This window comes from Methylobacterium aerolatum (assembly GCF_022179085.1).
Taxonomy (GTDB): domain Bacteria; phylum Pseudomonadota; class Alphaproteobacteria; order Rhizobiales; family Beijerinckiaceae; genus Methylobacterium; species Methylobacterium aerolatum.
In genome coordinates this window covers 49,243-73,587 of the sequence record NZ_BPQE01000009.1, presented here as the reverse complement: position 1 = coordinate 73,587, position 24,345 = coordinate 49,243, and the positions used below count along the sequence as shown (strand labels likewise).

General features: G+C 70.5%; 24 protein-coding genes. 22 read left to right on the top strand and 2 right to left on the bottom strand.

Annotation, left to right across the window (positions count from 1 at the left end):
* Positions 1-36 precede the first annotated feature (36 nt).
* The 18 genes from cyoB (at position 37) to MFF06_RS06345 (ending at position 16,575) form a co-directional block, all read left to right on the top strand.
* Complete coding sequence (gene cyoB, locus MFF06_RS06435) at positions 37-2,037, top strand: cytochrome o ubiquinol oxidase subunit I (protein WP_238202199.1); 2,001 nt, start codon at positions 37-39, stop codon at positions 2,035-2,037.
* Positions 2,038-2,041: 4 nt separating this feature from the next.
* Complete coding sequence (cyoC, locus tag MFF06_RS06430) at positions 2,042-2,674, top strand: cytochrome o ubiquinol oxidase subunit III (RefSeq protein WP_238202197.1); 633 nt, start codon at positions 2,042-2,044, stop codon at positions 2,672-2,674.
* Entirely contained in the window at positions 2,671-3,090 is a 420-nt protein-coding gene (gene cyoD, locus MFF06_RS06425) for a cytochrome o ubiquinol oxidase subunit IV (protein ID WP_238202195.1), read from the top strand. The genes cyoC and cyoD overlap by 4 nt, the downstream gene beginning before the upstream one ends.
* The gene (locus MFF06_RS06420) at positions 3,087-3,875 is read left to right on the top strand and encodes an SURF1 family protein (RefSeq protein WP_370876640.1); all 789 of its coding nucleotides are present in this window, start codon (positions 3,087-3,089) and stop codon (positions 3,873-3,875) included. Before cyoD ends, MFF06_RS06420 begins: the two co-directional genes overlap by 4 nt.
* A 55-nt stretch (positions 3,876-3,930) precedes the next feature.
* The gene (scpA, locus tag MFF06_RS06415) at positions 3,931-6,096 is read left to right on the top strand and encodes a methylmalonyl-CoA mutase (RefSeq protein ID WP_238202192.1); all 2,166 of its coding nucleotides are present in this window, start codon (positions 3,931-3,933) and stop codon (positions 6,094-6,096) included.
* Positions 6,097-6,448: 352 nt separating this feature from the next.
* Positions 6,449-8,080: an alpha-D-glucose phosphate-specific phosphoglucomutase gene (locus tag MFF06_RS06410; RefSeq protein ID WP_238202190.1), complete on the top strand. Its 1,632-nt coding sequence runs from the start codon at positions 6,449-6,451 to the stop codon at positions 8,078-8,080.
* A gap of 295 nt (positions 8,081-8,375) precedes the next feature.
* Positions 8,376-9,590, top strand: coding sequence for a DUF2252 family protein (locus tag MFF06_RS06405; protein ID WP_238202188.1), 1,215 nt, complete (start codon positions 8,376-8,378; stop codon positions 9,588-9,590).
* A 16-nt stretch (positions 9,591-9,606) separates the two neighbouring features.
* Positions 9,607-10,299: an MgtC/SapB family protein gene (locus MFF06_RS06400; RefSeq protein WP_238202186.1), complete on the top strand. Its 693-nt coding sequence runs from the start codon at positions 9,607-9,609 to the stop codon at positions 10,297-10,299.
* 186 nt (positions 10,300-10,485) lie between these two features.
* A complete protein-coding gene (gene rpsD / locus MFF06_RS06395; protein WP_238202185.1) occupies positions 10,486-11,103 on the top strand; it encodes a 30S ribosomal protein S4 in 618 nt (205 codons plus the stop codon).
* Between the two features lie 134 nt (positions 11,104-11,237).
* Entirely contained in the window at positions 11,238-11,543 is a 306-nt protein-coding gene (locus MFF06_RS06390; protein ID WP_238202322.1) for a BrnT family toxin, read from the top strand.
* Positions 11,509-11,772, top strand: a complete 264-nt coding sequence (locus MFF06_RS06385; RefSeq protein ID WP_238202184.1) for a CopG family antitoxin — start codon at positions 11,509-11,511, stop codon at positions 11,770-11,772. Before MFF06_RS06390 ends, MFF06_RS06385 begins: the two co-directional genes overlap by 35 nt.
* Positions 11,769-12,131, top strand: coding sequence for a DUF2293 domain-containing protein (locus MFF06_RS06380; protein ID WP_238202183.1), 363 nt, complete (start codon positions 11,769-11,771; stop codon positions 12,129-12,131). The genes MFF06_RS06385 and MFF06_RS06380 overlap by 4 nt, the downstream gene beginning before the upstream one ends.
* Before the next feature lie 99 nt (positions 12,132-12,230).
* The gene (locus MFF06_RS06375) at positions 12,231-12,440 is read left to right on the top strand and encodes a TOBE domain-containing protein (protein WP_238202182.1); all 210 of its coding nucleotides are present in this window, start codon (positions 12,231-12,233) and stop codon (positions 12,438-12,440) included.
* A 96-nt stretch (positions 12,441-12,536) separates the two neighbouring features.
* A complete protein-coding gene (gene tsaD / locus MFF06_RS06370) occupies positions 12,537-13,592 on the top strand; it encodes a tRNA (adenosine(37)-N6)-threonylcarbamoyltransferase complex transferase subunit TsaD (protein WP_238202181.1) in 1,056 nt (351 codons plus the stop codon).
* Entirely contained in the window at positions 13,589-14,446 is an 858-nt protein-coding gene (locus MFF06_RS06365; RefSeq protein WP_238202180.1) for a GNAT family N-acetyltransferase, read from the top strand. Before tsaD ends, MFF06_RS06365 begins: the two co-directional genes overlap by 4 nt.
* Positions 14,443-15,435, top strand: coding sequence for an NAD(P)H-dependent glycerol-3-phosphate dehydrogenase (locus MFF06_RS06360; protein ID WP_238202179.1), 993 nt, complete (start codon positions 14,443-14,445; stop codon positions 15,433-15,435). Before MFF06_RS06365 ends, MFF06_RS06360 begins: the two co-directional genes overlap by 4 nt.
* Positions 15,436-15,570: 135 nt before the next feature.
* Positions 15,571-15,987, top strand: coding sequence for an EVE domain-containing protein (locus MFF06_RS06355; RefSeq protein ID WP_238202178.1), 417 nt, complete (start codon positions 15,571-15,573; stop codon positions 15,985-15,987).
* A gap of 297 nt (positions 15,988-16,284) precedes the next feature.
* Positions 16,285-16,575 (top strand): type II toxin-antitoxin system RelE family toxin, encoded by a 291-nt coding sequence (locus tag MFF06_RS06345; RefSeq protein WP_238202177.1) that lies wholly within the window; start codon positions 16,285-16,287, stop codon positions 16,573-16,575.
* Between the two features lie 12 nt (positions 16,576-16,587).
* Here MFF06_RS06345 and MFF06_RS06340 read toward each other — a convergent pair whose 3' ends face one another.
* Both MFF06_RS06340 and MFF06_RS06335 read right to left on the bottom strand, forming a co-directional pair.
* On the bottom strand, positions 16,588-17,778 hold the full coding sequence (locus tag MFF06_RS06340; RefSeq protein ID WP_238202176.1) for a YbfB/YjiJ family MFS transporter: 1,191 nt from the start codon (positions 17,776-17,778) through the stop codon (positions 16,588-16,590).
* A gap of 233 nt (positions 17,779-18,011) precedes the next feature.
* Complete coding sequence (locus MFF06_RS06335) at positions 18,012-19,550, bottom strand: sensor histidine kinase (protein ID WP_238202175.1); 1,539 nt, start codon at positions 19,548-19,550, stop codon at positions 18,012-18,014.
* A gap of 271 nt (positions 19,551-19,821) precedes the next feature.
* Here MFF06_RS06335 and MFF06_RS06330 point away from each other — a divergent pair, with 271 nt between their 5' ends.
* From MFF06_RS06330 to MFF06_RS06315, 4 genes are all read left to right on the top strand, one after another.
* The gene (locus MFF06_RS06330; RefSeq protein WP_238202174.1) at positions 19,822-20,277 is read left to right on the top strand and encodes a (2Fe-2S)-binding protein; all 456 of its coding nucleotides are present in this window, start codon (positions 19,822-19,824) and stop codon (positions 20,275-20,277) included.
* A gap of 101 nt (positions 20,278-20,378) precedes the next feature.
* On the top strand, positions 20,379-22,568 hold the full coding sequence (locus MFF06_RS06325) for a xanthine dehydrogenase family protein molybdopterin-binding subunit (protein WP_238202173.1): 2,190 nt from the start codon (positions 20,379-20,381) through the stop codon (positions 22,566-22,568).
* A gap of 233 nt (positions 22,569-22,801) precedes the next feature.
* A complete protein-coding gene (locus MFF06_RS06320; protein ID WP_238202172.1) occupies positions 22,802-23,419 on the top strand; it encodes a uracil-DNA glycosylase family protein in 618 nt (205 codons plus the stop codon).
* Between the two features lie 87 nt (positions 23,420-23,506).
* Positions 23,507-24,295, top strand: a complete 789-nt coding sequence (locus tag MFF06_RS06315; protein WP_238202171.1) for a glutathione S-transferase family protein — start codon at positions 23,507-23,509, stop codon at positions 24,293-24,295.
* Positions 24,296-24,345 lie beyond the last annotated feature (50 nt).

Here is a 24,345-nt window from a genome sequence, read left to right as displayed (position 1 = left end):
ACGGTCGCCTTCGAACCTTCTGAACGGTCGGATTCAATGTTCGATAACGTCAATCTCCAGCAGCTGATCTTCGGTCGGTTCACCCTCGACCAGATCCCGTATCACGAGCCGATCCTCATCGGCACCTTCGCCGCCGTGGCGGTGGTGGGTGTCGCCGTGCTCGCCACGATCACCTATTTCCGCTTCTGGGGCCCGCTGTGGCGGGACTGGGTCACGTCGATCGACCACAAGAAGATCGGCATCATGTACTGCATCTTCGCGATGATCATGCTGCTGCGCGGCTTCGCCGACGCGCTCATGATGCGCTCGCAGCAGGCCATCGCCTTCGGCGACCAGCAGGGCTACCTGCCGCCGCACCACTACGATCAGATCTTCACCGCCCACGGCATGATCATGATCTTCTTCGTGGCGATGCCCTTCGTCACGGGGTTGATGAACTTCGCCGTGCCGCTGCAGATCGGCGCCCGCGACGTGGCCTTCCCGTTCCTGAACAACTTCAGCTTCTGGATGACCGTCTCCGGCGGCCTGCTGGTGATGACCTCGCTCTTCGTGGGCGAGTTCTCCCGGGCGACCTGGCTCGCCTACCCGCCCCTGTCCGGGGCGGCGATGAGCCCCGGCGTCGGCGTCGACTACTACATCTGGGCCCTGCAGATCGCGGGCGTCGGGACGACGCTGTCCGGCATCAACCTGATCGCGACCATCGTGAAGATGCGCGCGCCGGGCATGACCATGATGAAGCTGCCGATCTTCGTCTGGTCCTCGCTGTGCACCAACATCCTGATCGTGGCCGCCTTCCCGATCCTCACCGCCGTCCTCGTGCTCCTGTCGCTCGACCGCTACCTCGGGCTGCACTTCTTCACGAACGACCTCGGCGGCAACACGATGTTGTACTTCAACCTCATCTGGATCTGGGGTCACCCTGAAGTCTACATCCTGATCCTGCCGGCCTTCGGCGTGTTCTCGGAGGTTACCTCGACCTTCTGCGGCAAGCGGCTGTTCGGCTATACCTCGATGGTCTACGCGCTGGTGGTCATCACCATCCTCGCCTACCTCGTGTGGCTGCACCACTTCTTCACCATGGGCTCGGGCGCCGACGTGAACTCGTTCTTCGGGATCACGACGATGATCATCTCGATCCCCACGGGGGCGAAGATCTTCAACTGGATGTTCACGATGTACCGGGGCCGCATCCGGTTCGACGTGCCGATGATGTGGGTGGTCGCGTTCATCGTCACCTTCGTCATCGGCGGTATGACCGGCGTGCTGCTGGCCGTGCCCCCGGCCGACTTCGTGCTCCACAACTCGCTGTTCCTGATCGCGCACTTCCACAACGTGATCATCGGCGGCGTGCTGTTCGGCATGTTCGCGGGCGTGACCTTCTGGTTCCCCAAGGCCTTCGGCTTCAAGCTCGACGAGTTCTGGGGGAAGATGGCCCTCTACCTCTGGGTGTCGGGCTTCTACGTCGCCTTCATGCCGCTCTACGTGCTCGGCCTGATGGGCGTGACCCGCCGGATGCAGCATTTCGACGATCCGTCGCTGCAGCCGTGGTTCATCGTCGCCGCCTTCGGCGCCCTGCTGATCGCCGCCGGCATCGCCTGCCAGGTCATCATGTTCGTCGTCTCGATCCGCCGTCGCGAGGAACTGCGCGACCACACGGGCGACCCGTGGGGCGGCCGGACGCTCGAATGGTCCACCTCCTCGCCGCCGCCGGACTACAACTTCGCCTTCACGCCGGTGGTGCACGATTCCGACGCGTGGTGGGACATGAAGGCCCGCGGCTTCAGCCGTCCGCTCACCGGCTACCAGCCGATCCACATGCCGAAGAACACGGCCTCGGGGGCGATCCTCGCCCTCCTGAGCTTCATCTGCGGCTTCGCGCTGGTCTGGTACGTCTGGTGGCTCGCCGCGCTGTCCTTCGTGGCCCTCGTCGCGACCGCCATCGTCCACACCTTCAACTACGACCGCGACTACTACATCCCCGCCGAGGCCGTCTCGCGGGAAGAGGCGAAGCGGACGCGCGAACTGGAGCTGGCGTGATCCGATGATGCACACCGACACCGCACCCCCCGGGACGGCTGCGCCGGTCTTCTTCGTCACCGACGAGGAGGGCCACCACAGCGAAGGCTCGACGATGCTCGGGTTCTGGCTGTACCTGATGAGCGACTGCCTGATCTTCGCGACGCTGTTCGCGACGTACGGCGTGCTCGGGCGCAACTACGCGGCGGGTCCGGCGCCCAAGGACCTGTTCGACCTGACCGGCATCGCGGTGAACACCGCGATGCTGCTGTTCTCCTCCATCACCTACGGCTTCGCCATGCTGGAGATGGACAAGGACAACCAGCGCAGGACCCAGATGTGGCTGGCCGTGACCGGCCTGTTCGGCGTCGCCTTCGTGGCGCTGGAGATCCGGGAGTTCGTCCACCTGTTCCACGAGGGTGCGCCGCCCTGGCGCAGCGCGTTCCTGTCCTCCTTCTACACCCTCGTCTCGACCCACGGGCTGCACGTCTCCTTCGGCATCCTCTGGCTCGTGACGCTGATGGTGCAGGTGCAGAAGTACGGGCTCGTCGCGGCCAACAAGCGCCGCCTGATGTGCCTGTCGATGTTCTGGCACTTCCTCGACCTGATCTGGATCGGGGTGTTCACCGTCGTCTACCTGATGGGAGTGCTCGAATGAGCGCCGAGACCGGCCACCTCGCCCCGGGCCACGCGGCCCACGGGCACGGATCGCACGACCACGGGCACGTCCACACCGAAGGGGGGCACGGCTCCGTCAAGTCCTACGTGACGGGCTTCGTCCTCTCGGTCATCCTGACCGTGATCCCCTTCTGGCTGGTGATGGGCAACGTGCTCGACAACAGCCTCGTCACCACGCTGGTCATCCTGGCGCTCGGCGGCGTGCAGATGGTGGTGCACGTCGTCTACTTCCTGCACATGAGCACGAAGTCGGAGGGCGGCTGGACCTTCATGGCGCTGATCTTCACGATCACGCTCGTGGTCATCATGCTCTCGGGCTCGGTGTGGGTGATGTACCACATGAACCGGAACATGATGCCGATGTCCGGCCACGAGATGATGAACAAGATGCGGTGACCGCCCCGGTCCCGCGCCCGGCGGAGGGGGATGCCCCCTCCCCGCTCCGACGGATCGTGTTCGGCCTCGGCGCCGCCCTCGTCTGCCTCGTCCTCGTCGGGCTGGGCACGTGGCAGGTCCAGCGCCGCGCCTGGAAGCTCGATCTCATCGCCACGACGGAGGCGCGCGTCCACGCGGCCCCCGTCCCGGCACCCTCCCCGCCCGTCTGGGCCGGGATCGGCCCCGGCGACGCCTACCGCCACGTGACGCTGTCGGGTCGGTTCCTCCACGACCGGGAGACGCTGGTTCAGGCGGTGACCGATTACGGCGCCGGCTTCTGGGTGATCACGCCGCTTCGCCGGGACGACGGCACCCTCGTCCTCGTGAACCGCGGCTTCGTGCCGGGGGACCGCAGGGAGCCGGCCGCCCGCGAGGCGGGGCAGGTCGAGGGCCCGGTGACGGTCACGGGGCTCCTGCGCCTCACCGAGCCCCATGGCGCCTTCCTCCGCTCCAACGCTCCCGCGCAGAACCGCTGGTACTCCCGGGACGTGACGGCCATCGCCGCCGCCCGGGGGCTCGCGGAGGTCGCCCCCTACTTCGTCGATGCGGATGCGGCGCCCAATCCCGGCGGCTGGCCGGTGGGCGGGCTGACGGTGGTGTCCTTCCCCAACAACCACCTCGTCTACGCCGTCACATGGTACGGTCTGGCGCTGATGCTGGCCGCCTTCGGCCTGTTCCGACTGGCCGGGCGCCCGGCCGGACCCTCGACGGGGGGGCCGACGAGAGGACAATCTTTGGGGGAGTAGCCCGCGCCCGAGGCGCGGCTATAATGGCATGACAAGAACCGACACGAGTCACGCCATGACCTCCCGCATCCCGGATTTCGCCGCTCTGCCGCTCTCGGGCGACCCGCTGGCGATCCCGACCCCCCCCGCGGTCGAGCCCTGGATGACGCCGGAGGGGATCCCGGTGAAGGGGCATTACGGCCCCGAGGACCGCGAGGGCATCGAGTTCCTCGACACGTGGCCCGGCCTGCCGCCCTTCCTGCGCGGCCCCTACCCGACGATGTACGTCACCCAACCCTGGACGATCCGGCAATATGCCGGCTTCTCCACGGCCGAGGATTCGAACGCCTTCTACCGGCGCAACCTCGCGGCGGGACAGAAGGGCCTCTCGGTGGCCTTCGACCTCGCCACCCACCGGGGCTACGATTCGGACCATCCCCGCGTCTCCGGCGATGTCGGTATGGCGGGCGTGGCGATCGATTCGATCTACGACATGCGCACGCTCTTCTCCGGCATCCCGCTGGACGAGATGACCGTGTCGATGACCATGAACGGCGCGGTGCTGCCGATCCTCGCCCTCTACATCGTCGCCGCCGAGGAGCAGGGCGTGCCGCCCCACAAGCTCGCGGGCACGATCCAGAACGACATTTTGAAGGAGTTCATGGTCCGCAACACCTACATCTACCCGCCGAAGGGGTCGATGCGGATCATCTCGGACATCTTCGCCTATACGTCGAAGAACATGCCGAAGTTCAACTCGATCTCGATTTCCGGCTACCACATGCAGGAGGCCGGGGCGACGAACGACCTCGAACTCGCCTACACGCTGGCCGACGGCGTCGAGTACATCAAGGCGGGCCTCGCGGCCGGCTTGACCATCGACCAGTTCGCCCCGCGCCTGTCGTTCTTCTGGGCGATCTCGACCAACTTCTTCATGGAGGTCGCCAAGATGCGGGCGGCCCGCCTGATCTGGGCGAAGCTCGTGAAGGAGTTCGATCCGAAGTCGGACAAGTCGCTGGCCCTGCGCACCCATTCGCAGACCAGCGGCTGGTCGCTCACCGCGCAGGACGTGTTCACCAACGTCACCCGCACCAACATCGAGGCGATGGCGGCGACCCAAGGGGGCACCCAGTCGCTCCACACCAACGCGCTGGACGAGGCGCTGGCCCTGCCCACCGACTTCTCGGCCCGCATCGCCCGCAACACGCAGCTCTTCCTCCAGCAGGAGAGCGGCACCACCCGGATCGTCGATCCGTGGGGCGGCTCCTACTACGTGGAGAAGCTCACCGCCGACATGGTGGCCCGGGCCTGGGAGCACATCCGCGAGGTCGACGGCCTCGGCGGCATGGCCAAGGCCATCGAGGCGGGCATCCCCAAGCTGCGCATCGAGGAGGCCGCCGCCCGCGCCCAGGCGCGGATCGATTCCGGCCGCCAGACCATCGTGGGCGTGAACAAGTTCCGGGCCGACGACGAGATGGCCATCGACCTGCTGCGGGTCGACAACGGCAACGTCCGCCGCCTCCAGATCGACAAGCTCAAGCGCCTGCGCTCCGAGCGCGACGAGGCCGACGTGACGGCTCGGCTCGAGGCCCTCACCAAGGCGGCCGAGGGCAGCGAGAACCTGCTCGAACTCGCCGTCGATGCGGCCCGGGCGAAGGCGACGGTGGGCGAGATCTCCGAGGCCCTGGAGAAGGCCTGGGGCCGCCACCGGGCCGAGATCCGCTCGATCTCCGGGGTGTACAAGCGCGAGGTGGGAACGATGTCGCCGGTGGTCGAGGAAGTCCGCACCCTGGTCGAGGCCTTCGAGGAGGCGGACGGGCGCCGCCCGCGCATCCTCGTCGCCAAGATGGGTCAGGACGGGCACGACCGTGGCCAGAAGGTCATCGCCTCGGCCTTCGCCGACCTCGGCTTCGACGTGGATATCGGGCCGCTCTTCGCCACCCCGGCCGAGGCCGCCCGGCAGGCGGTGGAGAACGACGTGCACATCGTCGGCGTCTCCTCCCTCGCGGCGGGCCACCTGACGCTGGTGCCCGAACTGAAGGCGGCGCTCGCCGAGCAGGGCCGGGACGACGTGATGATCGCGGTGGGCGGCGTCATCCCGCCGGGCGACTACGACGCCCTGCGCGCGGCGGGCGCCTCGGCGATCTTCCCGCCGGGCACGGTCATCGCCGAGGCGGCGGTGCACCTGATCCGCGAGCTGAACGGGCGGCTTGGTTACGAGACGCGCGAGGCGGCGGAGTGAACATCCCCTCTCCCCGCTTGCGGGGAGAGGGCCGAGCCCCCCTCGTCGGCGGCGAGGCAAGGCGGCAGCCGGGGGAGAGGGGGAGAGCCGGAGGAGTCTCGCCCGGGAAGCCCCCTCACCGCCGCTCCGGCTTCGCCTGCGCGTCCCGTTCGCACGACAGGGTGCAAACGGGCTTCTCCCCGCAGGCGGGGAGAGGGGATACGGCGGCCCTCGCGTGCGAAAGGGCGAATGCTGGCCCGTAACCACCCTCAAGGATCGTTCAGGAAACATCCGTCATCACGGGTGACGCCGTCCCTGCGGCCGGGCACAAGAGCCCCGATCCATCAGGCCGAACGCCCGGAGGCCCGTGCCCATGACGCTGACGACGATCGAGACGACGCCGTTCCCCGACCAGAAGCCCGGCACCTCGGGCCTGCGCAAGAAGGTGCCGGTGTTCCGGCAGCGGCACTACGTCGAGAACTTCGTCCAGGCGATCTTCGACTCGATCCCCGACAGGGAGGGCAAGACCCTCGTGCTCGGCGGCGACGGGCGCTTCCTCAACCGCGAGGTGGTGCAGACCATCCTGAAGCTCGCCGCGGGCAACGGGTTCGGGCGGGTGCTCGTCGGGCGCGGCGGCCTGCTCTCCACGCCCGCCGCCTCCTGCGTCATCCGCAAGCACAGGGCGATCGGCGGCATCATCCTCTCGGCGAGCCACAATCCCGGCGGGCCGGAGGGTGATTTCGGCATCAAGTTCAACGCGGCCAACGGCGGCCCGGCGCCCGAATCCCTGACCGACGCCATCTTCGCGCGCGCCAAGGCAATCACGAGGTTCACCCTGGTGGAGGCGCCGGACCTCGACCTCGACACGCTGGGCGAGACGCGCCTCGGCGCCATGGCGGTGGAGGTGATCGACCCGGTCGCCGACTATGCCGAGCTGATGCGGGAACTCATCGACTTCGCGGCGGTCTCCAAGCTCTTCGCCTCCGGCTTCCGCATGCGCTTCGATGCGATGAGCGCCGTGACCGGCCCCTACGCTACGGCGATCCTCGAGGGCATGCTCGGCGCGCCGCAGGGCACGGTGGTCAACGCCGTGCCGAAGGAAGATTTCGGCGGCCACCACCCGGACCCGAACCCGGTCCATTGCCACGACCTCTACGACCTGATGCAGGGGCCCGACGCCCCCGATTTCGGCGCCGCCTCGGACGGCGACGGCGACCGCAACATGATCGTGGCGCCCGGCCTGTTCGTGACGCCGAGCGACAGCCTCGCCCTGCTCACCGCCCACGCCCACCGGGCACCGGGCTATGCGGGCGGCCTGAAGGGCGTCGCCCGCTCCATGCCCACGAGCCGCGCCGCCGACCGGGTCGCGGCCTCGCTGAACATCCCCGCCTACGAGACGCCCACCGGCTGGAAATTTTTTGGGAATCTTCTCGACGCGGGCCTCATCACCCTGTGCGGCGAGGAGAGCGCGGGCACCGGCTCGAACCATGTCCGCGAGAAGGACGGCCTCTGGGCGGTCCTGCTCTGGCTCAACATCCTCGCCGCCACGGGCGAGCGGGCCGACGCCCTGGTGCGCGCCCACTGGCAGCGTTTCGGGCGCGACTACTACGCCCGCCACGACTACGAGGAGGTCGATGCCGACGCGGCCAACGGCCTGATGCAGGCGCTGCGCGAGAAGCTGCCTGGCCTGCCGGGCACGCGGATCGGCGACCTCACCGTCTCGGCGGCCGACGAGTTCGCCTATCGCGACCCGGTGGACGGCTCCCTCACCGAGCGCCAGGGCCTGCGCATCGCCTTCGCGGAGGATGCGCGGGTGGTGTTCCGCCTCTCCGGCACCGGCACCGCCGGGGCGACGCTCCGCGTCTACCTGGAGCGCTACGAGAACGACCCCGCCCGCCTCGACCGGCCGGTGGCCGAGGTGCTGGCCCCCGTCGTCGTCGCCGCGCAAGCCATCGCCGAGATCGCGCCGCGCACCGGCCGGGCCGAGCCGAGCGTGGTGACGTAGGCGGATTTCGGACCCGCCGCCCGCTCCGTCTTTGTGAGCGGCAGCGAAGCAATCCAGGGTGAGCGGGCCGTTTCCAAAGGCGACGCAGCCCCCAATCGCTTCACTTTGGCTCGCAAGGACGATTGAGTTCGCAAGGCAGCGATGGGTCCCGAATGGCGCCCGTATCGCCCCTGCGTCCTTTTAATCCCGCCTCTGACGGAAAATTTAATATCGCCGCCCAGGTTGAGTCCTAGATGACGGATCGACGACACCGGCTCCCTGAGGCGGGCGTCGGGTACGGGGGCTCAGGCGCGCGATGAACGTCCATGTCCGGCCGGAAATCGGCCGCGAGGCGGAACTCCTGCGGTCGCGGCGGCTATGCAAGATCGCCGCCTCGCCCCTGTCCTACGTGCGCGGCTCCACCGCCCGGTTCTACGAGTGGCTGGCGGACTTCCCCCCGGGCACCCTGCCCGAGGGACCGCCGATCTGGATCTGCGGCGATTGCCACCTCGGCAACATCGGGGCCTTGGCCGATTCCGAGGGGCGGGTGCGGATGCAGATCCGCGACCTCGACCAGACGGTGATCGCCAACCCCGCCTACGACCTCGTGCGGCTTACCCTCTCGCTGGTGACGGCGGGCCTCACGGCGCCCCTCTCCGGCATCGCCGTGGCGCGGATGATCGAGGCGATCGCCCTGGGCTACGTCGCGGGCCTCGCCACGCCGGACCGGGAGAGCGAAGACGACGGGGAATCGGCCATCGTCGAGACCACCCGCCGCCAGGCGCTGGGCCGCCGCTGGCGCCATCTGTCGGAGGAGCGCCTGCGCGGCAAGTCTGCCCGCCTGCCCCGGGGCAAGCGCTTCCTCGACCTGTCGGCGGACGAGAGGGCGGCCTTCGAGGCGCTCCTGGGCACGCCCGGCTTCCGCGACCGGGTCCTCGGCCTGGGGCCCGACGGCGGCGGGGAGCTGAGCCTCATCGACGCCGCCTACTGGATCAAGGGCTGCTCGTCCCTGGGCAAGATGCGCCTCGCCGGACTCGTGCGCGTCGCGGGGGCGAAGGACCGGTCCAAGGTGGCGCTGATCGACGTGAAGGAGGCGGTGCCCTACCTCGCCCCGGCGGCCGAGGGCGCGCTCCTTCCCGACGACCTCGCGCAACGCGTGGTGGAGGGTGCCCGCGCCCTGTCCCCGGCGCTGGGCGAGCGGATGATCGCCGGCCGGATCGGGGAGACTCCGGTGATCGTGCGGGAACTGCTGCCGCAGGACCTGAAGATCGTCGCCGAGCAGTTCTCGAAGGACGAGGGGGTGCGGGTGGCCCGCAGCCTCGCGGCGGTGGTCGGCCGGGCGCACGGGCGGCAATTGTCCCCGGAGGATCTGCGCCGCTGGCGGGCCTGCGTCGAGGCCGACGGCTGGCACGAGCGGGCCCCGCACTGGCTCTGGTCCTCCGTCACCGACCTGATGGGCCTGCACCAGAGCGGCTACCTCGCCCATTGCCGGGACGTGGCCCGCGACAAGAGCCTCGCCGCCTACCTCTGAGGTCGATCCCGCCACGATGCTCGTCGATCCCACGATCGAGGTGTTCCTCACGCGCCTCGCGCTCAGCTTCGGTGCGGCCTTCCTCCTCGGCTGGAACCGGGAGGAGGTCGGCCACCCGGCGGGCCTGCGCACCCATGTCCTGCTCTGCGTGGCCGCCTGCACGGCGATGCAGCTCGGCGTCTGGCTGCTGGCCGAGACCGGCACGACCGGAAACGCGCTGTTCCGCCTCGACCTGATGCGCCTGGCCCAGGGCGTCCTCGCGGGCATCGGCTTCATCGGCGCGGGCACGATCCTGAAGCAGGGCAGCATCGTCCGGGGCGTCACCACGGCGGCGACGGTCTGGCTGGTGACGGTGATCGGCCTGTGCTTCGGGGCCGGGGCGTGGCGACTCGGCCTCTGCGCGACGGGCCTGACCCTCGTCACCCTCCAGGGGCTCGGCTGGGTCGAGACCGCGCTCAAGCAGCGCAGCTACGGCACGGTGACGGTGGAGTTCGATCCCCGCGAGATCTCCCATGCCGCCCTCCTCGGCCGCCTCGAGGCGATGGGGCTCGGCATCCGCTCCCGCTGCCTAGAGGAAGCCGCCGGGACAGCGCGGCTGCGCTGCGTCGGCGCCTTTCGCGGCGAGGAGACGGCGTGGTCCCTCCGGCTCGTCGAGGGCCTGCGCGCGGCGCCCGGCGTCGGGCGGGTGTCCTGGGAGGAGATGGGCTGACAGTTGACCCGATGCCCTGTCTCCCGTATGGAACCGGCCGTCGACGGGGCTCCTCAACGGGGCCCCGCGGCGTTTTTGCACGCGCACCCGTGGGCCGGCCTCGTGCCGCCCTGTCGTCCCGGGCCCCGAGGCTCCGGGAAGAGGAGGGCGCGTTCCTCCTATCTCGTCACGAGAGGACGCGAAGTCATGTCGAAGCGGATTCAGGCCAAGCACAAGCTCGACCGCCGCATGGGCCAGAACATCTGGGGCCGCCCGAAGAGCCCCGTGAACCGCCGCGAGTACGGCCCCGGCCAGCACGGCCAGCGCCGTAAGGGCAAGATGAGCGACTTCGGCACGCAGCTGCGCGCCAAGCAGAAGCTCAAGGGCTACTACGGCAACATCACCGAGAAGCAGTTCCGCCGCTACTACGCCGAGGCGATTCGCCTGCGCGGCGACTCGGGCGAGAACCTGATCGGCCTGCTCGAGCGCCGCCTCGACGCCGTGGTGTACCGCTCCAAGTTCGTCGCCACCCCCTTCGCCGCCCGCCAGTTCGTGAACCACGGGCACATCAAGGTGAACGGCGTGCGCGTCAACATCCCGAGCTATCAGGTGAAGGCCGGCGACCTCATCGAGGTCAAGGAATCCTCCCGCCAGCTCGAGATCGTCATCGTGGCGAGCCAGCTCGCCGAGCGCGACGTGCCGGACTACATCGAGGTCGATCACGCCAAGATGACCGCCCGCGTCACCCGCGTGCCGGGCCTCTCCGAGGTTCCGTACCCGGTGCAGATGGAGCCGAACCTCGTGATCGAGTTCTACTCGCGCTGAGGTCCTTCCCAGCCTGACGGATACAGGGGGCTGCCTTCGGGCGGCCCCTTTTGCTTTGGCGAGCCGGCCCTCTCGATCCGGCATTGCGAATGTATCTGCAAAAGCACTACATCTTTGGTTGAGGGACGGGCCGGATCGAGGCCGATGGTTTCGATTGGGATGAGGGTAATCGGGACAAGTGCCGTAAGCACGGCCTGTCGATCCCTGAAATCGAGGCGGCTTTCGCAGGCGTCCTATGGGTCGGTCCGGACTCTTATCCAATCAGGGAGGTTCGCTTCCGTGCAGTCGGAAGGACCCTGGAGGGGCGGTATGTCTTCGTGGTGTTCACGTGGCGTCGCCGGAGCGGGTTGCAACTCATCCGACCGTTGAGTGCCCGATACATGCACAGGAAGGAGATCGACCATTATGAAAATGCCGTTTCCGGTTCTGGACAGCGATAAGGCTGCCGAGGAGTTCGTGGCTTCTGCCGATCTGGCCGACTACGACTTCTCGGACATGGTGCCTGTGCGCTTCGAACTGCGGCGCAAGGATAAGTCCGTGAGTTTGCGCCTGCCCGAGAGTCTCCTCGATGCGGTGCGCGCTCGCGCCGAGCAGGCGGGGATGCCAACCCAGCGATTCATGCGTTTGGCGATCGAACGGGCGTTGCAGGAGCCGCCGCACCGGTCGTGAAGCCGCCCCCTCGACCGACGGTACCGGACCGCCGCACCGCCGTGACGGAGGCCCTCGCCCGCCTTGCCCCGCGCCTGCCGGCGTTCGAATCGGGGGCGGTGGTGGACCGGGCGCTGGCGAGCCCCGGCCTGCGCAAGGCCGCGCCGGAGACGGCCGCGCGCCTCGCCCTGATCGCCTATGCCCGGCACGTCTTCACCGATTACGACGACCTCCTCGCGGAGGGATACGACCGGGACAGCGCCAGGCACTTCATCCTCGACGACCTCAACCAGACCCTGGACGGCTGGGGGGCCAAGCCCATCCCGGAGGAGGAAGGCGAGGAGCCGGGCGAGGACGAGATCGACGCAACCGGCGCGTGAAGGCGCGATGGCGCGCACGGGGCGGGTCGCCCCCCGCCGCCCGATGGGGTAGGACCCGCCGCGACGCCGCCCCGGCGCGGCTGAGGGAACCCCGACACCATGAAGATCAGCGCACGCAACGTTCTCAAGGGCACGGTCGTCTCGATCGAGAAGGGCGCCACCACGGCGCATGTGAAGATCGAGATCAGCCCCGGCCAGGTCGTCACGGCCGCCATCACCAACGAGGCGGTCGAGAGCCTCAAGCTCGTCACCGGCGGCCCGGCCTATGTCGTGGTGAAGGCCTCCGACGTGATGGTCGCCGTCGACTGATTTTTGTCCATCCGACCGCCCCGTCTCCGAATGGAGCGGGGCGGATGCGCACAATCCGGGGTAGACTGGCGCCCGGACGCCCGGGGAGTTCGCGACGTGAAGACCGTGCTCGGCATCGAGACCACCTGCGATGAGACCGCCGCCGCGGTGGTCTCCGTCGATCCCGACGGGATGCCGCAGATCCGCTCGAACGAGGTGTTGAGCCAGATCGCCGAGCACGCCGTCTATGGCGGCGTCGTCCCCGAGATCGCCGCCCGCGCCCATGTGGAGGTGCTGGACCGCCTCGTGGCCCGCGCACTGGAGCGGGCGGGGACGTCGCTCGCCGACCTCGACGGCATCGCCGTGGCGGCGGGGCCGGGGCTGATCGGCGGGGTGCTCGTCGGCCTCGTCACGGCCAAGACCCTGTCGCTCGTCGCCAACAAGCCGCTGCTCGCAGTGAACCACCTGGAGGCGCACGCGCTCACCGCCCGGCTGACGGACGGGCTCGACTTCCCCTACCTGCTGTTGCTGGCCTCTGGCGGCCACACCCAGCTCGTCGCCGTGCGCGGGGTCGGCGATTACGTGCGCCTCGGCGGCACCATCGACGACGCCATCGGCGAGGCCTTCGACAAGGCGGCCAAGCTCCTGGGGCTCGGCTATCCCGGCGGCCCGGCGGTGGAGCGCATGGCGGAGGACGGCGACCCCGAGCGCTTCGCCCTGCCCCGGCCGATGCTCGGGCGGCGGACCGCGGATTTCTCCCTCTCCGGCCTCAAGACCGCCCTGCGGATCGAGGCCGAGCGCATCGCGCCGCTGGCCGAGCGCGACGTGGCCGACCTCTGCGCCGGCTTCCAGGCCGCCGTGGTGGACGTGGTGATCGACCGGGCGCGGGTGGCCCTGCGCGGCTTCTCGGACGTGGCGGGGCGGCCCACCGCCCTCGTCGCCGCCGGCGGCGTCGCGGCCAACGGCGCCATCCGCCGGGCCCTCGCCGCCCTCGCCGGCGAGGCCGGGCTCGCCTTCGTGGCCCCGCCCCTCGCCCTCTGCGGCGACAACGGCGCGATGATTGCCTGGGCGGGGCTGGAGCGCCTGCGGCTCGGCCTCGTGGACGACCTCACCGCGCCGGCCCGGCCCCGCTGGTCCCTCGCGGTGGAGTCGGCGCCCGTGACCGCCGCATGAGCGCGGCGCCCGTCTCCGACCGGCGCGCCGTGTGGCGCGACCTCGCGGAGCGCCGCCTGCCGGAGGCCGCGCGGAGCCGCCCGGACTGGCCGGTGCGCCTCGACCATTGCTTCGCCCGCATCCTGCTCGACCATGCCTGCGGCGGCCCCTGGCGCGACCACGTCAGGCCGCCCGCCCACGCGAACATGCCCGCCGACCGGCTGGAGGCGGCCATCGCGCTCGGCGAGAGGGTCCTCGCCGGTGAGGCCGACCTCGCCGCCCTCAACCGGCGCTCCCTGGCGTGGCGGGGGAAGCTGCGGGTGGCCCCCCCGCCGACGACTCTCGAAGGCGACGGGTTTCGGCTGCGCCGCTGGAAGCCGGACGATGAGACCGCCTTCGCGGCGCTCAACGCCGATCCGGAGGTGATGGCTTATTGTCCTGCGCCCTTCCCCGAAGATGTGAGCCGGGCTCAAGCCAGGTTCCTCGACGGATCGTTCGCTGAGAACGGGTTCGGGCCGTGGGCGGTCGAGTGGACCGGGCGCTTCGTCGGCTTCGTCGGTGCCGCGCGACTGCGTCACCCCCTCCCCCTTCCGGGCGGCCGGGAGCGCGACTCGCCCGTCGAGTTGATGTGGCGGCTGGCCCGGGATGCCTGGGGACAGGGGCTTGCGACCCGTGGCGCCCGGCTGGCCCTGGCGGACGTTTCGACTCGCTGCGGCGTCGGTGCGGTGATCGCCTTCACGGCCGAGGGCAATCGGCGTTCGCGGAAGGTGATGGAGCGCCTCGGCATGAGCTTTTCCGGAACGTTCGACCATCCTGCGGTGCCGGTGGGGCCGCTGAAGGCGCACGTCCTGTACAGACTGGATCTGCCCGCATGAGCACGTCCGTGAACGTCGTCGGCGGCGGGGCCTGGGGCACGGCGCTCGCCAACGCGGCCGCCGCCGCCGGCCATCCCGTCACCCTGTGGCTGCGCGATGCGGAGGCCGCCGCGCGGATGCAGGCGCAGCGGGAGAATGCGCGCTACCTGCCCGGCGTGCCGCTGCACGGGTCCGTCCGGGCGACGGCGGGGGCGGAGGACCTCGCGGGGGCACGGGCCACCCTCCTCGTCGTGCCGGCCCAGACCCTGCGCGGGGTGCTCGGGCAACTCGCCGGGCCGCTGGCCGGCGCGGGGCCTGTGATCCTCTGCGCCAAGGGCATCGAGCGCGGCAGCGACAGCTTCCTGAGTGCGGTGGCCGCCGAGGTGCTGCCCGCCGGGACGCCGGTGGCGGTGCTCTCCGGCCCGAGCTTCGCGGCGGACGTGTCCCGGGGGTTGCCCACCGCCGTGACGCTCGCCTGCACGGATGCGGCCCTCGCGGCCTCGCTCTCGGCCCTGCTTTCGGGGCCGACCTTCCGGCTCTACCACACCGACGACGTGCGCGGCGTCGAGATCGGCGGGGCGGGCAAGAACGTGCTCGCCATCGCCTGCGGGATCGTCGCCGGACGGGGCCTGGGCGAGAGCGCCCGCGCCGCCCTCATCGCCCGGGCCTTCGCGGAGCTGATGCGCTTCGCCCGGGCCTTCGGCGGGCGGCCGGAGACGCTGATGGGCCTGTCGGGCCTCGGCGACCTCGTGCTGACGGCGGGCTCGCCGCAATCGCGCAACTTCGCCTTCGGCCAGCGCCTCGGCGCCGGGGCGAGCCCGGAGGAGGCCTCCGGCGGCAAGCTCGCCGAGGGCGCCTTCACGGCGGCGGCGCTGACGGGCCTCGCGAAGGCACGGAGCGTCGAGATGCCGGTGGCCGAGGCGGTCGCCGCCCTGGTGGCGGGGCAGACCGATGTGGATACGGTCGCCGCGAGGCTTCTCGCCCGCCCGCTACGCGGCGAAATGGATTGAAGAAACCAGGGATCCCAAAGGACGAGTCCTGTGGTGGGGTCCAGGGGCAAAGCCCCTGGCATCGCAGGGCGCCGCCCTGCTGCACCCGCCAGAGGGCTCGGCCCGCTGGACACCCATGACGTTCGTGAGACCCCGATGGCGTACTGGTTGTTCAAGTCCGAACCCGCGACGTGGTCCTGGGAGCAGCAGGTCGCGGCCGGTGAGGCCGGCACCTTCTGGAACGGCGTGCGCAACCACCTCGCCAAGAAGCAGCTGATGGCCATGCAGGTCGGCGAGCAGGGGTTCTTCTACCACTCGAACGAGGGCAAGGCGGTGGTCGGCGTGGTGGAGGTGATCCGTCCCTACTACCCCGACCATACCGACGAGACGGGCCGCTTCGGCATGGTCGACGTCAAGGCCGTCGAACCGATGACGATCCCCGTCACCCTCGACGCGATCAAGGCCGAGGCGGCGCTCAAGGATATGGTGCTCGTCAACAACTCGCGGCTTTCGGTGCAGCCGGTGAGTGCGGAGGAATGGGCCCTGGTGCGGGCGATGGGGGGATTGGGCTGAGGCCATCCTCATCATGACCAGTTTATGGTGCCAGGACGGGTACGAAGGGGAGCGCGCTCCATGCCTCATGCCGTTCATGCCACGACCGTCGCCAGCATTTCGGACCTGAAGAAGAACCCGATGGGCACGGTGGCCGCCGGGGACGGATGTCCCGTCGCGATCCTCAATCGCAACGAGCCGGCCTTCAATTGCATCCCGGCCGGGCCTATGAGGCGTTGCTGGAGCGGCTCGAGGACCTGGAACTGAACGCCCTCGACGATGCCAGGGAGGGGCAGGCGATCCGCCGGGTCTCCCTCGATGAGCTATGAGCTCGCCTTCCTCGATGAGGCGCTGAAGGAGTGGCGCACGCTCGGTGCCACGATACGAGACCAGTTCAAGGCAAGGCTCATCGAGCGGCTCGAGAACCCGAAAATTCCTTCCGTCCACCTGCACGGGACGAAGGAGCGCTACAAGATCAAGCTTCGCGGTGCGGGCTACCGGCTGGTCCATGAAGTGCGGGACGGCGAACTGCTTGTCCTCGTCGTGGCGGTCGGCCGCAGGGATCGCGACGCGGTCTACAAGGCGGCCCACAGCAGGGCTCGGGATTGACGGGGCGAGGCCTCAGGCCCCCCGCCGCCCCTCGCGCCACAGCCACGCGGCCGTCAGCAGCAGGAGGAGCGTCGCCAGGGCGCCGGTGAGGGTCAGGGCTTCCTGGCCGCCCCCGAGGGCGCGGACGAGGAGCGGCCCCGCGATCTGCCCGGCCGCAAAGGCGGCGGTCATCCGCGAGAGCAAGGGGGTCGGGTCGTCGGGGCGCACCTCGCGGGCGAGCTGCAGCCCGGCCATGGTGGCCACCATGAAGGTCCCGCCCACCAGCACCGCCGAGGCCGTCACCGCCCACAGGGTCCGTGAGACCAGGGGCAAGGCCGTGCCCAGCGCCATGACGCCCTGCACCGTCGCCCAGAGGCGCAGGCGCGACACGCGCGGCAGCCATCCCGCCACGCCCGCCACCGAGAGGGCGGCGGCCAGGCCGAAGACCGGCCAGGCGAGGCCGAAGACCAGGGGATCGGGCGTCATCGCCCGGGCCATGGCCGGCAGGAACGTCGCCGGCACGATGTAGCCGAAGCCGAAGGTGCCGTAGCACAGGATCAGGCCCGCGGTGCCCCGGCCCGGCGCCCGCGCGGTGGCCGCCGCCTCCCGCTCCGCCGGGTCGGTGGGCGTCGTGCCCTGCCCCCGCGGCAGCAATAGGACGGCCAGGGCGCCCAGCGCCGCCAGGAGGCCGAGTTCGACCCAGAGGGTCCGGGCCGGCTGGCGCCCGCCGAGCCATGCGAGGGCTCCGGCCAGCGCGATGCCGGCCCCGACGCCCGTGAAGATCCAGGCGCCCCGCTGGGGTCTCCCCCGCCGGGCCAGTTCCGGGAGGCACCACCCGCTGGCGCAGATGAGCGACCACGCGCTGAACAGGCCCGCGAAGGCTCTCAGGGAGGCGCCGAGGAGATCCGATGCGCCTCCGTCGGCCAGGGCCATCGCCAGGGTCGTCGCCGCCACGCCGAGGAGGCTCGCGGCCAACCCCCGCCAGGGATGGCCCGCGAAGAGCGACGCCGTGAGCGCCCCGGCGAGATAGCCGACATAGTTCGCCGCAGCCCACTCCGCCCCGATGGCGGCCGTGAGGGTGCCGTCGCGCATCATCAGCGGCATCAGGGGCGTGAAGGCGAAGCGGCCGATCCCCATGGCCACGGCCAGCGCGATCACGCCCGCGCCGACCACCGGCCAGGCGGCAGGACGCACGGGGGCGGACGGACGGTCGATCGGTCTCATGGCCGGGCCACTCCAGTACCGGCCGCCCGGTCGGGGACAAGGAATTTGTCGGAGTGCGGCCCGAGATGCGGCTGCCACCGGTACGCCGACCGGGCCGTCATGGTTTCAACGGGCGAGCGTCTTTGCGGGCGGGACGGCGGCCTGACCGAGGCGCGGGGGCGTGAACGGACGGCCGCCGTCCCCGGATCGCCCCGCCCGCTGCGTCGCCCGCGCCCGCACCGGTGCGGCGTGCCTCAGGCGGCCCGGCGCGAGGTCCGCTTCGGCTCCGGGGCGGTCGCGGGCTCCTCGTCCGTGACGGGGGGCAGCGTGTCCATCGCCCGCGCGGCGGGCAGGGTGACGATGACCTCCGTGCCCTCGCGGGGGCGCGAGCGGAGCTGGAACTGCCCGCCGTGCAGTTCCACGAGGCCCTTCACGATCGGCAGGCCCAGCCCGGAGCCCTGCTCGGCCGTCTTGATGGCGAGCGCTCCCCGGCCGAAGGAGGACATCACGGTCCCGAGTTCGTCCTCGGGGATGCCGGGGCCGCTGTCCCGCACCGAGAGGTATTGGCCGCCGAGCGGCGTCCAGCCCACCGTCAGCCAGATCTCGCCGCCGGGCGGGGTGAACTTCACCGCGTTCGAGAGAAGGTTCAGCACGATCTGGCGCAGCGCCCGCTCGTCCGCCCAGAGGCGGGGCAGGGAGCTGTCCACCGAGGCGTGGACGATCTGGTTCTTCGCCTTGGCCCTGAGGGCCATCATGTGGCGGCACTCCTCCACCACGCCGGCCAGCAGCACCGGCTCCTCGTTCAGCTCGTAGCGCCCCGCCTCGATCCGCGACAGGTCGAGGATCTCGTTGATGAGGTTGAGGAGGTGCATCCCGCTGTCGTGGATGTCGTTCGAGTATTCCCGGTAGGAGGGCGCGGCGTGGGCGCCGAACACCTCGTTCTTCATCACCTCCGAGAAGCCGAGGATGGCGTTGAGCGGGGTGCGCAGCTCGTGGCTCATGGTGGCGAGGAAGCGCGACTTGGCGAGGTTCGCCTCCTCCGCCCGGCGGCGGGCCTCGTCCGAATTGGCCTTGGCCTGCTCCAGTTCGCCGAACACGGCGTCCTTCTCCGCCCGGGAGTGCAGGGCGCCCACCGTCGAGGCGTAGAGGCGCCGCGACAGGCCGAGGAAGAAGACCTGCGTGCCCGCGGCCATGGCGACCAGCATCACCGTGTCCACGCCGCTGGAAAAGGTCAGCAGGCAGAGCGTGGCGGCGCAGAGCGGCAGGAGGGCCGCCACCGCCGCCGCCGGCACCGTCGCGGCGAGCATCGTCGCCACCGCCGCCGCGATGACGAGGCCGAACAGGGCGAAGGTCCAGCCGCCCGTCGCGCCGAGCCCGATCATCGCCGACCAGACGAGGCTCTGCAGGGCCTCGCCCCCCGCGAAGCGCCAGCGCCACCGGACGAGATCGACCTGATCCGGGTCGGCGCCGAGGAAGCGGCGGCTGATCATGGAGTTCAGCGTGATCACCAGGAACACGCACAGCGCCCAGGTCCCGGCCACGGCCACGGGCACCCAGGCGGTAGCGGCGGCGGCGAGCGCCATGGCGAAGACGCCGAGGGGGATGCCGGATCCGGCCCGGTACTGCGCGTAGTGCCGGAGCAACTCGTGGTCGAAGGCGCGTTCCAGGCCGGTGCGCGAGGTCAGCCGCTCCCGGGCGGAGCGGATCTCGCGGGCGACACCGAGGCGGCGGGCGGCCTCCTGCGTCGAGGGGCCACGCCCGCGCTGAACCATCTCGACGGTGAGATCGGACATGCGCGACAATCGACGACTTGATACAATTTGCAGTGGTTGCGTTCGGAGAATGCTGCGAAAGTCTTAAGAAGCGACTGCCACGACAGGTCGAATTGTCGCCACTCCGTTCGCGTAATCCCGGGAGTCACCGGTGCGGGTGCGCTGGCACACAGCCCGGACTCCGTGGCAGCCCTTAGCTGCCTCCGGGCGGCGGTGCGGCGCCCTCCCGTTCCACGCCAACCCTCCCCGCGCGGGAATCCCTCCTTGCGCGAGGATCTGTGAGAGCCCCGCCATGCCATCGATTCTGATCAACGGCGTGCCGCATGCCGTCGAGGCCGACCCCGAGACGCCCCTGCTCTGGGTGCTGCGCGACCACCTGACGATGACGGGCACGAAGTACGGCTGCGGCATCGGCCAGTGCGGCGCGTGCACCGTGCATCTCGATGGCCAGCCGGTGCGCGCCTGCCAGACCCGCCTCGGCGACGTCGGCACGGCCAAGGTCTCGACGATCGAGGGGGTCTCGGGCCCCGTGGCCGAGGCGGTGCGCGCCGCGTGGCGCAAGCTCGACGTGGTCCAGTGCGGCTATTGCCAGTCGGGCCAGATCATGTCGGCCATCGGCCTGCTCTCGGGCAACGCCAAGCCGAGCGACGCCGAGATCGACGGGGCGATGGACGGCAACATCTGCCGCTGCGGCACCTACCAGCGCATCCGCGCCGCCATTCACGAGGCGGCGAGCCAGCTCGCCTGAGCCATTCCCCGGCGCCATCTGCGGCGTCTTCCGGGCGGAGGGGAAGCCTCCCGCCTCCGTCCCCCGATTCCCTTCACGGTCCTGACCGGAGCATCGCCGCCATGCTGACCATCCGTCGACCGACCCCGTCCGCCCCGCGCCCCAGCCGCCGCGGTTTCCTCGCCGGGGCGGGGGCCATCGTCGTCGCCTTCCGGCTGGACACCGGCCCCGCCCGAGCGGCGGGGCTCGATCCGGCCTCGATCAAGGCGCAGCCCAACGCCTTCGTGCGGATCGGCGCCGACGACACCGTGACCGTGGTGATCAAGCACCTCGACATGGGCCAGGGCAACACGACGGGGCTCGCCACCATCCTCGCGGACGAACTCGGCGCCGACTGGGCGCAGGTGCGCACGGCGTTCGCGCCCGCCGACGCGGCCCTCTACAACAACCTGCTGATGGGCCCGATCCAGGGCACCGGCGGCTCCACGGCGGTGGCCAATTCCTGGGTGCAGCTGCGCAAGGCCGGCGCGGCGGCCCGGGAGATGCTGGTGGCGGCGGCCGCCTTCCAGTGGCGGGTGCCGGTGGCCGAGATCACTGTGGCCGACGGCATCGTCCGCCACGGCCCCTCCGGCCGGCAGGCCCGGTTCGGCGACCTCGCCGCCTCGGCGGCCACCCTCCCCGTCCCCGCCGAGCCCCGGCTGAAGGACCCGAGCGAGTGGCGCCTCATCGGCCAGAAGGTCCCGCGCCTCGATTCGAAGGCCAAGACCGACGGCTCGGCGGTCTACGCCCTCGACATCCGACGGCCGGGTCAGGTGACGGCGGTGATCGCCCGCGCGCCCCGCTTCGGAGGGGTCGTCAGGAGCTTCGACGCCGCCGCCGCCCGTCGGGTGCCGGGCGTCCTCGACGTGGTGCAGGTGCCCTCCGGCGTGGCGGTGGTCGCCAGGGACACGTGGTCGGCGATGCAGGGCCGGAAGGCCCTCACCGTCGAGTGGGACGACTCCGCCGCCGAGACCCGCTCGTCGGAGGCGATCCTCGCCGAGTACCGCGAGAAGGCGAAGGCGCCGGGCCTCACCGCCTCCCGTCGCGGCGACCCGGCGGCGGCGCTGAAGGGCGCGGCCACGGTGATCGAGGCCGAGTTCACCTTCCCCTACCTCGCCCACGCGGCGATGGAGCCCCTCAACGCCACGATCGAGAAGGCGGCCGACGGCACCTACGACGTCCATGCCGGGTTCCAGTTCCAGACGGTGGAGCAGGCGGTGATGGCCGCCGTGCTCGGCGTGACGCCGGACAAGGTCCGGCTCCATACGACCTGGGCGGGCGGCTCCTTCGGCCGCCGGGCGACCCCCTCCGCCGACTACGCCGCCGAGACGGCCGCCGTGTTCAAGGCGTATGGCGAGAAGGCCCCGGTCCACCTCGTCTGGACCCGCGAGGACGACATGACCGGCGGCTACTACCGCCCGAGCGTCCTCCACACGGTCCGGGCCGGGATCGACGCCAAGGGGTCGATCGTCGGCTGGGACCATGTGATGGTCGGCAAGTCGATCATGATCGGCTCGCCCTTCGAGGCGATGATCGTGAAGGACGGCATCGACGCCACCACCGTCGAGGGCGCCTCCGACACGCCCTACGCGCTGCCCGCCTACCGCTTCGGCGTCCATAACGGCCGCGAGGGCGTGCCGGTGCTGTGGTGGCGCTCCGTCGGCCATAGCCACACCGCCCACGTGATGGAGGTGATGATCGACGACCTCGCCCACGCGGCGGGCGCCGACCCCGTGGCCTATCGTCTCTCGCTGTTGGCCAACGCGCCCCGCCTCGCGGGCGTCTTGAAGCTCGCCGCCGACAAGGCGGGCTGGGGCGCCGCCCAGGAGAAGGGCCGGGGCCTCGGAGTCGCCGTGCACGAATCCTTCGGATCCTACGTCGCCATGGTGGCGCAGGTGGGCGTCGCGGACGGGCACGTGAAGGCCGAGCGGATCGTCGCGGCGGTGGATGTGGGCGTGGCGGTGAACCCGGACGTGATCCGGGCTCAGGTCGAGGGTGCGGTGGGCTTCGCCCTCTCCGCGGTGCTGCGCAACCGGATCACCCTCAAGGACGGCCAGGTGCAGGAGGCGAATTTCGACGCCTACGAGCCCACCCGGATCAGCGAGATGCCGAAGGTCGAGGTCCACATCGTGCCGAGCACGGCGGCGCCCACCGGCATCGGCGAGCCCGGCGTGCCGGTGCTGGCGCCGGCCATCGCCAACGCGGTCTTCGCCGCCACGGGCCAGCGCCTGCGCTCCCTGCCGCTGGACCTCTCGGGCGCGAAGGGCGCGTGAGAAATCGCACGGCTTTCCGCCGAGCGTGGGCGTAAGCCAGGGTCAGCCTTCCCCCAAGGCAACGAGACCCGACTTCGAACGGCGCGGCGCGACACCGCGCCGTTTTTTTATGGGCGCGCCACCGTCCTTGCGAGCGAAGGCGAAGCAATCCAGGGACGCGCGTCGTTCGGGGAGGGCCCGCTGCGCTGGCTTGCTTCGCTACGCTCGCAATGAGGGAGCGCCATATCTCCGGGATGCCCTCCTTCGACGACACCGCCGCCGCCTTGCGCGCCTGCCGCCTTTGCCGGGATGCGCCGCTCTACGGCCCTCCCCTGCCGCAGGAGCCGAGGCCGATCGTCCAGGGCTCGACGGGTGCGCGGCTGTGCGTGGCGAGCCAAGCGCCGGGCACGCGGGCGCACCGGACGGGAATGCCGTTCATGGATCCCTCGGGCGTCCGGCTGCGGACGTGGCTCGGGCTCGACGAGGCGCAGTTCTACGATTCCAGGAAAATCGCCATCGTGCCGATGGGGTCGTGCTTTCCCGGCCTCGACGCCAAGGGCGGCGACAAGCCGCCCCGCCGGGAATGCGCCGAGCGCTGGCGGGCGGAGCTGTTCGCCGGCCTGCCGCACCTCGACCTGATCCTGGTGATCGGCTCCTACGCGCAGGCCTGGCATCTCGGGACGCTTCCGGGGGGCCTCACCGGCACCGTGCGCAACTGGCGCGCGATCCTGGCCGAGCCCCGCCGCCCACGGGTGCTGCCCCTGCCCCATCCGTCCTGGCGCAACAACGGCTGGCTCAAGCGCGAACCATGGTTCGAGGCGGAATTGCTGCCGGTTTTGCGCGCGGAGGTCGCGCGGGTCCTCTCCGATTGAACGCCCCGTCATTGCTTCGCTCACGCTCGCAATGACGGAGAGGGTTTTGCTAAAGCCTTCGCAAAACCGATCAAGGGGAGGTCGTCCATGCGGCTCTACGAGCATCCGCTCTCGTCCTACGCGCAGAAGGTCAAGATCGCGCTGCGCGAGAAGGGCGTGGCCTTCACCGCCGAGATGCCGGAGAGCTTCGGCACCGGGAGCCAGGACGGCCCCTTCGCCGCCGCCAACCCCCGCACCGAGGTGCCGGTGCTGTTCGATGGCGATGGCGCGATCTTCGAGTCGACGGTGATCCTGGAATACCTCGAGGATCGCTTCCCCGAGCCGCCCCTCCTGCCCCGCGATCCCGCCGCGCGGGCCTTCGCGCGGATGACGGAGGAGGTCTGCGACACGCAGTACGAGGCGGTGAACTGGGGTTTTGGGGAGATCCTGTGGTTCAAGCGCGCCACCGGCGACCTCGCCGAGCATCTGCGCGCCGAGGCCACCGCCCAGACGCGGGTGCTCCAGAAGTGGCTTGCCGGACGTCTCGGGGAGGCGGCGTGGTTCGGCGGCGAGCGCTTCGGCTGGGCGGATGCGGCGGTCGCCCCGATCCTCAACCGATCCGTGCATTACGGCCTCGGCCCCGAAGCAGGCAGCCCGTTGGCGGAGTGGCACGGCCGGGTGAAGGTACGCCCCTCGGTGGCGCAGACCTTCGCCGAGTTCGACGCCGCCGCGGCGCAGATGGCGGCGGCCTCCGAGTTGTACACGACGGGCGGGCGCCGCCGGGAGTACCGGGATCACCGCCTCGAATGGATGGTGAAGTCCGGCGGGGTCGAGGTGGTGCTGGCCGGACTGCGGGACGGGAACATCCGGTTTCCGTGGCCGGGCGGGGCGATGTGAGCCGTCTTCGCCGCCTATGGAGGGTTAGAAGGAGAGAAAACCCCTCGCCC